The organism is Nonomuraea sp. bgisy101, assembly GCF_057708945.1.
The window spans coordinates 212,928-224,869 of record NZ_JBYITD010000006.1; the positions used below are offsets into that span (position 1 = coordinate 212,928).

General features: G+C 71.0%; 8 protein-coding genes. All 8 read left to right on the forward strand.

Features of this window, described 5'->3' with window-relative positions; genetic code table 11:
* The first annotated feature begins 312 nt into the window (after positions 1–312).
* The 8 genes from AC3EO4_RS13815 (at position 313) to AC3EO4_RS13850 (ending at position 11,715) form a co-directional block, all read left to right on the forward strand.
* Positions 313–1,317, forward strand: coding sequence for a conjugal transfer protein (locus AC3EO4_RS13815; protein WP_379583121.1), 1,005 nt, complete (start codon positions 313–315; stop codon positions 1,315–1,317).
* Between the two features lie 45 nt (positions 1,318–1,362).
* Positions 1,363–1,641 carry a hypothetical protein gene (locus AC3EO4_RS13820; protein ID WP_379583123.1) on the forward strand — a complete coding sequence of 93 codons (279 nt, stop codon included), beginning with the start codon at positions 1,363–1,365 and terminating at the stop codon, positions 1,639–1,641.
* A 101-nt stretch (positions 1,642–1,742) separates the two neighbouring features.
* Positions 1,743–4,637 (forward strand): TcpE family conjugal transfer membrane protein, encoded by a 2,895-nt coding sequence (locus AC3EO4_RS13825; RefSeq protein WP_431895782.1) that lies wholly within the window; start codon positions 1,743–1,745, stop codon positions 4,635–4,637.
* A 106-nt stretch (positions 4,638–4,743) separates the two neighbouring features.
* Positions 4,744–7,218 carry an ATP-binding protein gene (locus tag AC3EO4_RS13830; RefSeq protein WP_379583127.1) on the forward strand — a complete coding sequence of 825 codons (2,475 nt, stop codon included), beginning with the start codon at positions 4,744–4,746 and terminating at the stop codon, positions 7,216–7,218.
* Positions 7,215–9,473 (forward strand): type IV secretion system protein, encoded by a 2,259-nt coding sequence (locus AC3EO4_RS13835; RefSeq protein ID WP_431895784.1) that lies wholly within the window; start codon positions 7,215–7,217, stop codon positions 9,471–9,473. The genes AC3EO4_RS13830 and AC3EO4_RS13835 overlap by 4 nt, the downstream gene beginning before the upstream one ends.
* A 2-nt stretch (positions 9,474–9,475) precedes the next feature.
* Complete coding sequence (locus AC3EO4_RS13840; RefSeq protein WP_431895786.1) at positions 9,476–10,108, forward strand: hypothetical protein; 633 nt, start codon at positions 9,476–9,478, stop codon at positions 10,106–10,108.
* Positions 10,105–11,196: a C40 family peptidase gene (locus tag AC3EO4_RS13845; RefSeq protein ID WP_379583133.1), complete on the forward strand. Its 1,092-nt coding sequence runs from the start codon at positions 10,105–10,107 to the stop codon at positions 11,194–11,196. Before AC3EO4_RS13840 ends, AC3EO4_RS13845 begins: the two co-directional genes overlap by 4 nt.
* A gap of 129 nt (positions 11,197–11,325) precedes the next feature.
* Entirely contained in the window at positions 11,326–11,715 is a 390-nt protein-coding gene (locus tag AC3EO4_RS13850) for a (deoxy)nucleoside triphosphate pyrophosphohydrolase (RefSeq protein WP_379583135.1), read from the forward strand.
* Positions 11,716–11,942 lie beyond the last annotated feature (227 nt).

Below are 11,942 nucleotides of genomic sequence, written 5' to 3' on the forward strand. Positions count from 1 at the left end.
CACGCAAGCGCGAGCCGCCGCCTATACCAAATGTGTGGTTCGAGACAGTGCCTATGCCCTTTGGACAGCAATCTCTGGCCATCGGGTAATGCCTTCCCCATGTCTGGCCAGGTCAAATGCCAATTCCACACGAAAGGGACAGGAACTGGCACTCCGGCCAGTCATGCGCACTCGGTTTGCCCACACGCGGCGATGCCTGCAGCATGGGCGTGGCTTTCCTGGAACAATTGGCGGGACTCGATAGGGTGACTGCTTCGCCACGGATGATGCGACATCGCGCCAGCCGGGGGGATCGGCGCGAGCGGAGGCGTGATGGCTCGTAGGTCAACCGTCCAGCACGGTCCTCGGATCGCTGGCGACCCCGAGCTTTCGGCATACCCAGAGTTCGACCAGGCTCCTCCCGGCGACCGGCGCACGGCCAAGCGCGGCGGTTGGACGGGAGGCGGCGGACGTTGGCTCGTCTGGACCGGCCGCGCCATTCTCTGGGCGCTTATCGTAGTTATCGTGGTCAATGGGGTTCGTGCACCATTTGAGCGATTCACTCAGTCAGGTACTCCCACGGCGAACGTTCCCTCTCCGACGAGTCAGGCGTTTCCCGCCGAGCGCGCCTCCGCGTTCGCGACCCAGTTCGCCAGCATCTACCTGAACATGAAGTCGGAGGAGCTCGACCAGCGCAGCAGGCAGCTCGCGCCGTACCTGCCGAGCACCGAGGACCCGCAGTGGGGCTGGGACGGCTACGGCCGCATGTTCGCCGCCAACCTGCAGCCCTTCGGGGTGGAGACCGTCGACGCCAGCAACGCGATCGTCACGCTGGCCTTCCAGTCGGGCGCCCGCAGGTTCCTGCTGTCGGTGCCCGTCTTCTACTCGGGCGGTCGGTTCGTGGTCTCCGGCCATCCCGCGCTGCTGCCCGCTCCCGGAGCCGCCGAGCTGCCCCAGGTGGCCCAGCCCGAGGGCGACGAGGCGGCGGAGGCCGAGCTGCGACCGCAGCTGCAGGGCTTCTTCAAGGCCTACGCCGACGGCAGCTCCGACCTGTCCCGCTACCTGGTCGCCGGCAAGAGCCTGCCGAGCTTCGGAGGGGCCTTCACCTTCATCGAGCTCAAGAGCGTCGTGGTGCCTGTGGGGGGTGCCACCAGAGAGATCCAGGCAGTCGTGGTGTGGGGCGTGCCGACCGGCGCGACTCCCTCAGCCACGCCCGGCGCCACCGAGCCGGGCGCGGTCGGCGGACGCCTCGAGCAGGCCTACCGCCTCACTGTCGAGAAGCAGGGCGACAAATGGTACGTCGAAGACATCCGCGGTGCCGGTCGGGCCGTTGGATAGACGCACGACCACGCTGCTGATCGATACCCCCCGGGAGGACCCTAGATGAAGACCCTCATCCTCAGCTTGATAGAACTGGCGACGCCGTCGCCCGCCCCCACCGGTCTCGACACCGGTGGGCTCGCCAACTTCCTACGCGGGTTCTTCGCCCCGCTCTTCCTCGTCGTCGTCTCGGTCGTCGCGCTGTTCTTCCTCTTCACACGCGAGATCACGAGATTCGTACAGTTCCTGATTCTCGCTGTGGCGATCGGCGTGATCTTCTACGTTCCCAACATCATCGAAGTCACAGCTAGGGCGATCGCGGGGGCTCTCGGCATCAAGTGAGCACCGCTCCCTGTCGGTATCGGGAGGGTTGAGACCGCCTTGGTGCGGTCATTGAACGAAAGGCAGCGGCGGCTGCGAGCGAGGGCGGAGAGGAGGACCGCATGGACCTGCCTACCTATACGAACATCTGGCGCATCGAGAAGCGGCTCTACAAGCTGTACGACCTACGGCTGCCCATGCCGCTCCCCATCGTCTGGATCGGCGTGTTCGTCGGCGTGCTCGCTCCATGGTCCGTGCTGCTCTGGCTCGTCGGCATCGGCTTCGAGGCGCCGTGGCACGTGCTCTATCTCGTACCGCCCGGCATCGTGACGTGGCTGTCCACCCGCCCCGTCATCGAGAACAAGCGGCTGACCGAGCTCATGCAGTCGCAGCTGCGGTACATGGGCGAGCCCCGCTCATGGTGCCGCATGGCGCCCGCGGGCGAGCCCGAGACCGTGACCTTCTCCGGCCGGGTCTGGCGCGCGGCCCCCGCTCCCGCCAGGGCGAAGGCACGCGCGGCCGCTCGCAAGCGCCATGCCGCCCCCGCCGTCGCCAGGTCCCGCCAGGTGCGTCCCGCCGTAGCCGCCGCCGCCGCGGCGGCCACACGCGCGCCCGTCGCCGAGACCGCTCCCGCGCGGCCCGCCTGGGGCGGCTCCACCGGCCGCCGCCACGGCGTCGCCCCCGCCCTGCTCCAGACCGAGCTCGACGCGTCGCTCTCGCCTGTACGGCACGCGGACCTGGCTTCCGTCCCCCTGCGGGTGGAGGTCACCCCCGATCCCGCGCCTGGCGACGGACTGGTCGTGGAGGTCGCGCGCACCGCCGAGCACGTGGTCGGAGATACGGGCCTGCCCGATGCCCCGGCTCCTCCGATGAGCGACGAGGCCGACCACGAGGACGCGGGAGAAGCCGGGTCCAGGCTCGCCCGCGAGGACGCGGGAGAAGCCGGGGCCTGGCCCGCCCGCGAGGACGTGGGAGAAGCCGGAGCCGGGCTCGCCCGCGAGGACGCGGAGGAGGCCGGGTCCGGGTCCGGGCTCGCCCGTGGAGGCGCCAGGGAGGCCGGAACCGCGGCTGCTCGCGGGCATGCGAAGAAGGCCGAGAGAGGGTCCACTCGCTGGGGCTCCAGGATCGAGCCCGGGGCCGCCAGGACACCGGCCCCCGACGCCCCGGCGTCGACGTCCGCCGCGTCGGCGTCCACCGCCGCTTCTCCGGAGGCGCCGTCCGCCGCGTCGGCGTCCACCGCCGCTTCTCCGGAGGCGCCGTCCGCCGCGTCGACGTCCGCCGCCGTTTCTCCGGCGTCCACGTCCGCCGCCGTTTCTCCGGCGTCGGCGTCCGTCGCCGCTGACCCGGGGTCCACGGCGGGTGCGTCGGCGTCCATGCCCCCCAAGCCCATCGGCACCGAGGCCCTCCGCAGGCTGCGCAGGCTGGCCGCTACGGCCGACGCGTCCGCCGAGCCCGCCGCCGACGTGTCTGCGGTCCCCGAAGCGCCGGCGCTCGAAGCACCCGCCGCGCCCCTCACGGCCGCTTTGACCACGGACCGCCAGGCCGCGGACCGGCAGATCGCGGACCAGCAGATCGCGGACCAGCAGATCGCGGACCGGCAGGCCGGAGAGCAGGCCGCGGATCGGCAGGCCGGAGACGGGCAGGTCGAGCTACCGACCGTCCACCAGGGCCCCGAGGAGGTGGAGAGCCACTCGCCGGCCTCGCTGCCCGAGCTGCCTCCTACCTTCGAGCCCCCCGCGGCGACCGGCGTGCCGCAGCGCGGCCCGAGGCGCGCCGACGATGCCCGGCAGGCCGAGGACCAGGCGAGGGACCAGCACCGCAAGGGTCAGCCGCCGCTGACGACCGCCGTCGTGTTCCAGGGGCAGGTCAAGCCCACCATCCCGTCGATCGGTCAGGGCAAGCGGCCATCCCGGTCCCCGGCCGAGCGATCCGCGCAGCCGCCGCTCCCCACGGCGCCCGCCGAACGCCGCCCTGTTCCTCGACCGGCGTCCCCGCCCGCGCAGGGCGCCCCGCCGCTCAACATCAGGGCCGTCCAGGCCCCCGCCACGCCCGGCACCGCCGTTCCAGGGGCGCGCAACGAGCCCCGCGTGCGCAGGGTCGAGTCCGTCGTCGGGCGCGACTCCTCCGGCGGCTGGCGCAGGCTCGCCCAGGTGGTCGTGGGCGGTGGCGGCAGCCGTACGGACGGGTCGGAGATCGACGAGGCGCGGACGCGAGCGGTGTTCGGCGGCAGCAGGCGGGTCGTCGTGCTCGGCTGCACCGGCGGCGCGGGCCAGAGCACGACCGCGCTGATGCTCGGCCACACCCTCGCCCACTACCGCGACGACCGGGTCCTCGCCGTCGACGCAAGCACCGGCGGCAGCACGCTGACCAGCCGCATCAAGGCCGAGTCGCCCGAGACGCTGACCAGCCTGCTGTCGGGGCTCGGCCAGATCAGCGGCTACCTCGGCATGCGGGCGTTCACCACCCGCACGGGCAGCGGTCTGGAGGTCGTGGCGGCCGACACCGACATCGGCGCCGAGCAGCGGCTGGCCGACCGCACGCTCTACTCCGACCAGCGGCTCGGCCAGGCGATGCGCCTGCTCGACCATCACTACAAGCTGGCCGTCGTCGACCCCGCGCCCGCGCTGGCCGCGCGGGTCCTGCCGTACGCGGACCAGCTGGTGCTCGTCGTCCCCGCCAGCGAGGACGCGGCGGAGGCGGTGGCGATGACGTACGAGTGGCTCGACGGCCACGGCTGCGCCGACCTGCGCAGGCGCGCGGTCATGGTGGTCAACGGCGTGAGCCGCCGGAGCATGACCGACGTGGAGCAGGCCGAGGCGGTGGCCCGCGGAAGGTGCAGGGCGATCGTCAGGGTGCCGTGGGAGGACGAGCTGGCGCAGGGCGGCACCGAGCCCGTGGAGCCAGGACAGCTGCGACCGGCGGGACGGCGGGCCTACCTCGCCCTGGCCGGGGTCGTGATCGCGGGTTTCGCATCAGCACAGAGCACACGTCCCAGCGAGGAGGAAGTGGCGCAGTGACCCCCCGGGCACCCAGTCGCATCGGGCGACCGGCACGACGGAGGTATGGCGGTCTGGAGAGCAGTCTTCTCGCCGACCGGCGAGGCTCATGCGCTGAGGGGGCGGCATGAGCAGGGCGACGCGGGCGCATCAGCGCCTGGCGGTCCGATACTTCGACGACCGCATCCTGCTCACCGAGGGCTCCGCGTGGGCCTACTTCAGGTTGCCGACCGTCAGCTACGAGTTCGTCACGCCGGAGGAGCGTGAGGCGCTCGCCACCAACATCACGATCGCGCTGGCGGCCATCCGCATGCCGGACGCCGAGGTGCACCTCAGGGTCGCGCACCGCACCTACCCCGCGGCCGAATGGGCGATGGCGCTGAACGCCACCTCCGACGAGGGGCCGGGCTGGCGCGACTACCTGGAGGAGATGTACCGGCACGTCTGGGCGAAGGACTTCTGGTCCAAGGAGGTCTACCTCGGCGTACGGCTCGGCCCGCGCGGCCGCCAGCTCGGCACCGGCGTGCTGTCACAGCTGTTCGGGTTCTACCAGCGCAGCGAGAAGGCGCTCGGGCTCGATGACGATCACGTGCCCGACGGCGAGATCACCAGGTGGACCGAGCACGCCGAACGGCTCGGCAGGGCGCTGGCCTCCAGCGCCCTCTACGCCCGCCACGCCACGTCGAGTGAGGTGGCGTGGCTGTTCAGGCACGCGGCGACGGCCTCGCTCGGCGACCCGCCGGCCAGTGCCAGCCCGAAGCGGCGCTGGGGCAGGGGAGAGATCGAGTCGCTCGTCGAAGGGCAGATCCACAACGGCAGGTCGTTCCTGCGCATCGTGCAGCCGCAGGGTGACTCCTATGTGGCGCACCTGTCCTTCGCCCGGTTCCCCGACCTGATGCCCTTCCCTGACGGCGAGCCGTGGATGCACTTCGCCGACCAGCTGCCCTTCCCCGTGGAGGTCTCCAGCAGGATGCGGCTGATCCCGCCGGTCAAGGCGTCCAAGGACGTCGCCCGCAAGCTCGCCCACGCCCGCGACATGGACATCCACATCCGGGAGGCCGGCGCGGAGGCGCCGATCGCGCTCGCCGAGCAGATCGACGCGGCGCGCATGCTGGAGCACGGCATCACGAAGGAACGGCTTCCCTTCGTGTACGGCTGGCACCGGCTGATCGTGAGCGCCCCGACCGAGGAGATCTGCCTGCAGCGGGTCGAGGCGGTCATCGAGCACTACCGCGACATGGGCATCGACATCGTCAATTCGACCGGCGACCAGTTCTCGTTGTTCTGCGAGGCGCTGCCGGGTGAGAAGGTGACCGTCAACGCCTACGCCCAGCGCCAGCCGCTGCGCACGATCGCCGGCGGCATGGCGACGGCGACGGTGGACCTGGGCGACAGGATCGAGACGGACGCGGGCTGGCACGGTCCCTACATCGGGGAGACCGTGGGCCGCGCCCGCAGCATCGTGCACTTCGACCCGCTGGTGGCGGCCTCGCGCAACAGGCCGACCGCCATCGCGGTCACGGGCGAGCCGGGCGGCGGCAAGACGACGCTGGCGCTGCTGATGATCTACCAGATGGCGCTGCGCGGGGTCACGGTCGCGGTGATCGACCCCAAGGGCGACGCCGAGTCGCTGGTACGGCTGCTGCAGAAGCGCGAGCGCAAGGCGCGGATCATCCCGCTGGGGTCGGCGGCGCCGGGGCTGCTCGACCCGTTCTCCTTCGGCGACGACATCGCGGCGAAGAAGACCATGGCCACCGAGACGCTGAGGCTGCTGCTGCCGCGCATGTCGGAGGAGCGCGAGTCGGCGATGATCCAGGCGGTGGCGGCCGTCTCCAACGCGCCCGACCCCTCGCTCGGGAAGGTCGTCGACTTCCTGGAGCAGGCCGACGACGCCGCGTCGAAGAACCTCGGCGCGGTGCTGCGCTCGATGTCGGAGATGCACCTGGCCAGGTTGTGCTTCGACGCGTCGGGCGGCGACCAGATCGACTCCGAGGGTTGGACGACCGTCTTCACGCTCGGCGGACTCACCCTGCCCGACGCCACGACGACGCGGGACGACTACTCCTACGAGCAGCGGCTGTCGGTCGCGCTGCTCTACCTCGTCTCGCAGTTCGCCCGCAGGCTGATGAACGGCCTCGACAGGCGCGCCCCCAAGGCCATCTTCCTCGACGAGGCGTGGGCGATCACCTCCACGCCCGAGGGCGCCAAGCTGGTGCCCGAGGTCAGCCGGATGGGCCGCTCCCGCAACACCGCGCTCGTCCTGGTCTCGCAGAACGCGGGAGACCTCCTCAACGAGCAGGTCACCAACTGTCTCTCCTCGGTCTTCGCCTTCCGCTCCACCGAACGGGTGGAGGTCGACCACGTCATGGCCTTGCTCGGCGTGGAGGCCTCGGAGGAGCACAAGGCCGTTCTGCGATCTCTCGGCAACGGCGAATGCATTTTCCGTGATCTCGATGGCAGAGCGGGCCGCATCGGCGTAGACCTGATCTCCGAGGAACTGCTGCGGTGGCTCGACACGAACCCGACGCACGACAAACCCGGGGAGAACGTGCATGATCATAATCGCGGGGGAGTGACAGGAGCGCAGGAGGTACGTTCATGAAGGGCCGACTACGTCGGCGGCTGACGTTGGCGCTGGTGCTGCTGCTCGGCATCCTCGCGCTGCCGCTCGCCCTGCCCTCGGGCACGGCGGCCGCCGCCGCTCCGTTCTGTGACCTTTCACCCGACCTCGCCCCGCAGCTCGTCGGCAGCGGTGTCGACGGCCTGCTGCAAGCCCCGCCGCCCGACGGGACGGCGGCGCCGCAGGCGACCACCAACTACGCCCGCTACGGCATGACCGGCCAGTTCTGGCACACCGACGACCTCGGGTGCAGCGACGTGGCCGCCATGCTCGGCAACTCGTGGGCGAACATGATCTTCGACTGGGCCAAGGCCGTCGACCGGTTGACGATCACCACCTACCAGGCCGCGGCCACCGAGGGCCCGCTGCAGTCCATCAAGGACGTCGTCGACGACATCGTCGAGAACCTCGCGGCCGCCATGTACTGGCCGTTCCTGCAGCCGATCATCATCCTGGCCGCCATCTGGCTGGCCTGGTACGGCCTGTTCAGGCGCAGGGCGTCGGTCACCACGGAGGCCGTCGTCTGGATGGTCCTCGCGGTCACCGTCGCCGTGTGGTTCTTCAGCCGTCCCGGCGACTTCACCGGGCTCGGAAAGATCGTCACGGACAAGACCACCGAGGTCGTCAACCAGGCGTTCTCCGGGCTGCCGGGCGCGGGCGGCACCTCCTGCCTGCCCACCAAGGGCTCCACGGGCGAGAAGCCGGCCGACGGCGGCTACGCCAGGACCGGCGTGCCGGGCGTCGACCAGAACGCCGACGCGCTGTGGTCCACGCTGGTCTGCAAGCCCTGGCTGGTCGGCCAGTTCGGCACCTCCGACCCCAACGCGCCCGTCATCCGCGACTTCGGCGCCAAGCTCCTCGACATCCAGGCGATCGACAAGGACGAGCAGGGCGGCCAGACGCCCAACAGCAACGCCCATCAGGCCGCCTACGCCGAGATCGCCGAGAAGCTGCGCACGACACCCATCTACTTCCTGTTCCAGGGCAAGGACTGGAGCGGCAGGCTCGGCATCGCCATCGGCGCGCTGCTGGCCGCCCTCATCGCCGGGCTGCTGATCTTCCTGGTGGCGGTCTCGCTGCTGATGCTCAAGGTCGGCTTCCTGCTGTTGCTGATCATGGGGCCGGTCTTCCTGCTCATCGGCGTCCATCCGGGCAGCGGCCGGATCATCGCGATGCGCTGGGTCGAGATGCTGGTCGGCATGCTGCTCAGACAGGCCGTGCTCGCGCTGGTGCTCGGCGTGCTGGTGTACGGCTACGCGCTGATCATCTCCACCGCGCTGCCGTGGGGCATGCAGATCCTGTTCATGGCGCTGCTGACGATCGCCGTGTTCTTCTACCGGCGGCCGTTCCAGCACCTGTTCGCCTCGATGAACGGTCACACGCTCACCACCAGGATGCTCGGCGAGGCCGCGTCCTCGCCGATCCTGGAACGCGCGGCGAACACGCTGCCGCCTGTCGCCGTCACCAAGGCGGGGCGCTGGGGCCTGCGCAAGGCCGAGCCCATGATCCAGGCGGCCGCCGCGGGCGGCACCGCGGGGGCCACGGCCGCCGTGGGCGCCGCGGTCGCGCAGGGCAGGGTCAGGGGCGAGGAGGGGGCCGCGGCGAACGCGTCGTCCGGCACCAGGGTGCCCGCGCCGCTCGCCACCGACGCCGAGGGGAAGCAGGGCGCCAGACCTGCTCCCGCGCAGCGCACAGGTGCCGCGCCCCCGCTCAACCTCAGCCCGGGCGGCCGTCCCACGCGGCCGGCGCGCACCGGCACGGGCGGCCCCACCCCGTCGGGCGCCCCCACGGCCGCGTCCTCGGGCGGGTCCGCCTCCGCCGGGCCCAGGACCGGCGGCTCGGGTGGCTCGGGCTCCGGCGGGTCCCGCGGCTCGGGCTGGTTCGGCGGCAGGTCGGGCGGCGGCTGGGCCTCCAGAGGCGGCGGCGGATCCAGCGGTACGGCGGGCGGCTCGCGCGCGGGCCGCGGCACCCGCTCGTCCGGTGGCCTGTTCGGCGGCGGATCGGGCTCGTCCCCCTCTCGCGGCTCATCGGGCTCGCGCGGTTCCTCCGGCTCGTCGGGCTCGTCGGGCTCGCGTGGGTCCGGCGGCTCGTCCGGTGGCGGTCGCCCGGCCGACGTGCCGCAGGCCCGGTCGTCGGAGCCGCCGCCGCTGTGGCTGCCCAGCCGTAAGGGCGAGGGCAGGAGTGACGAGCCGCCGGTGCCGTTCTGGCTGCGGCCCAGTAGCCCCGACAAGGACTGACGATGGCACAGCCGGGTGACAGGAGAGGACTGGCCTTCGCCGCGATCGTGCTCGTGCTGGCGGCGGTCGGGCTCTTCGTGACGATGTGGCCGGACTCGGAGGCTCCCGTGCCCGCCGCCGGTCAGGAGGCGGCGGGCCGTACGGGATCGGGGTCGCCCGCCGTCGCCACCCCGCTGGCCACGGCGAGCGACGCGCCCTTCGACATCTACTCCTACCTGCCGATGACCAAGCAGGAGCTGGCCGCGGCGGCGGACCTCGCGGTGCGCTTCGCCGCCGCCTACGGCACCTTCCGCTACGACGAGGAGCCCGCCGCCTACGCCGGCAGGCTGAAGGTGTTCACCACGGCCGACCTGGCCGAGGTGCTGACGCGCACCGTCACCTCGCCGGGCACCGTCGAGGCGAACAGGACGGACGAGGTGGTCTCGCAGGCGACCGCGAAGGTCAAGGAGATCAGGCAGGTCGACAGGACCTCGATCGTCTTCGTCGTCACCGGCACCAGGGAGGTGTCCGCCAAGAGCGGGCCGACCAGACGCGACGAGGACTACGCGGTGACCGTGCAGCAGATGGGCTCCGACTGGCGGGTCTTCGACCTGCAGCCCGCCGACCAGGGGCAGGATGGAGACAGCACCGGGTGAAGCTCTCCTCCCGCACGAAGATCGTCGGGGCGCTCGGCCTCGCCGGGCTCGTACTGGTGACGCTGATCATGTCCCCGATGCTGATGACCGGCTTCCCCTCCTTCCTCGGCGGCGGCGACCTGCCCGACTGCGAGGAGGTCACCCAGCAGGACGAACAGGCCTCGGAGGGGGCGACCGCAGACATCCCCGCCGAATATCTGGCGCTCTATCAGAAGTTCGGCAAGAAGATCGGCGTCCAGTGGACGATCCTGGCCGCCGTGGGGAAGCGCGAGACGGACCACGGACGCTCGACGCTGCCAGGCGTGCAGAGCGGGACCAACTACGCGGGTGCCGCGGGGCCGATGCAGTTCCTCGTGAGCACATGGGGCGGCGCCAAGCGCATCCCGATCCCGTCGAAGTTCAACGGGTACGCCTCGGACGGCGACGACGACGGATGGGCCGACATCTACAACCCCGCCGACGCCATCCTGGGCGCGGCGAAGATGCTCAAGCGCAACGGGGCGCCGGAGAACGTGCGGCGGTCGCTGTTCGTCTACAACAGGGCGTGGTGGTACGTCGACCAGGTCGAGGAGATCGCGCGCAAGTACGCGGCCGACGGCCAGGTCAGGGTGCCTCCGCAGGCGGACGCCTCGTGCGACGACCCGGTCATCCAGGCGGCGCCGAGCGACGTCGTGGGGCGCATCCTCGCCTACGCGCTCGACCAGCGGGGCAAGCCGTACCTGTGGGGCGGCACCGGGCCTGACGCGTTCGACTGCTCGGGCATCATCTACATGGCCTACCGGAGCGTGGGGCTGACGATTCCCCGGACGACGTTCGGACAGTGGCCGTTCGGGGTTAAGGTGCCCGACGGGCAGGAGCAGCCGGGCGACCTGGTCTTCTTCAACGCGGGGCCCGGCACCGGGCCCGACAATCCCGGACATGTCGGGATGGTGGTGTCCAAGGGGAAGATGATCGAGGCACGCTGCCGGCTGTGCGGCCCGATCAAGGTGACCAGCTATCGGGGCAGGGACACCATCGTCGGATTCACCAGGCCGCTGGAGAACACCACGGTCAAGGACCAACTGGCCAAGCTCAGGTCGTCGCTGTAGCCGGGTCCGGACGCGGGGTGGTTGTCGCGGGGCCGTCGTGAATCCTTCACGAACCGTTGGTTCGCCGTCTCCTGGGACGCCGCGCGGATGGGTGCGTAAGGTTGGGGGGCTCGAAGGCGAGGAGATGCGATGGCGGTTCTGGTGGTGGGGGCGGCGATCATCGCCAACGGCAGGTTGCTGGCGGCGCAGCGGGCCGAACCCCCCGAGCTGGCGGGCGGATGGGAGTTCCCCGGAGGCAAGGTCGACGCAGGGGAGAGCGACATCGACGCGCTGGTCAGGGAGTGCCACGAGGAGCTCGGCGTGATCGTCGAGATCGGGGAGCGCGTGGGCGGCGACTGGCCCCTCGGCGACGACTACGTGATGCGGGTATGGCTGGCGTCGCTGGCCTCGGGAACGCCCGAGGCCAAGGAGCACCTGGCGCTGCGCTGGCTGGCGTTGGAGGAGTTCTACGACGTCCCGTGGCTGACGGCGGATCTTCCGGTGGTCAAGGCTGTGGAGAATCTGCTGCGAGAGGATTAATCCTCTCCGCTGAGTGACATAACCACTACGCAGTGTGTTGTTGGCGCATCCCGTATCGGGGGAAGCGGAGAAGCGCAGTGGGTTGGTGGCATCGCGCCCAGATCACATCGGCTGTCGGATCAGGGGCGCTGATCTTGGCTACCACGGCCACGATGACAGCGGTTGAGGCCTCGGCATCCGAGGTTGTTCCTGATGGGGCATCTCACGAGGGGACGATCGCGCTCAGC

Excerpts from the sequence above, each read along its gene's own strand:
- AC3EO4_RS13825 (WP_431895782.1), top strand. The coding sequence starts at position 1,743 with ATGGACCTGCCTACCTATACGAACATCTGGCGCATCGAGAAGCGGCTC.
- AC3EO4_RS13830 (WP_379583127.1), top strand. The coding sequence starts at position 4,744 with ATGAGCAGGGCGACGCGGGCGCATCAGCGCCTGGCGGTCCGATACTTC.
- AC3EO4_RS13850 (WP_379583135.1), top strand. The coding sequence starts at position 11,326 with ATGGCGGTTCTGGTGGTGGGGGCGGCGATCATCGCCAACGGCAGGTTG.
- AC3EO4_RS13815 (WP_379583121.1), top strand. The coding sequence starts at position 313 with ATGGCTCGTAGGTCAACCGTCCAGCACGGTCCTCGGATCGCTGGCGAC.
- AC3EO4_RS13835 (WP_431895784.1), top strand. The coding sequence starts at position 7,215 with ATGAAGGGCCGACTACGTCGGCGGCTGACGTTGGCGCTGGTGCTGCTG.
- AC3EO4_RS13840 (WP_431895786.1), top strand. The coding sequence starts at position 9,476 with ATGGCACAGCCGGGTGACAGGAGAGGACTGGCCTTCGCCGCGATCGTG.
- AC3EO4_RS13820 (WP_379583123.1), top strand. The coding sequence starts at position 1,363 with ATGAAGACCCTCATCCTCAGCTTGATAGAACTGGCGACGCCGTCGCCC.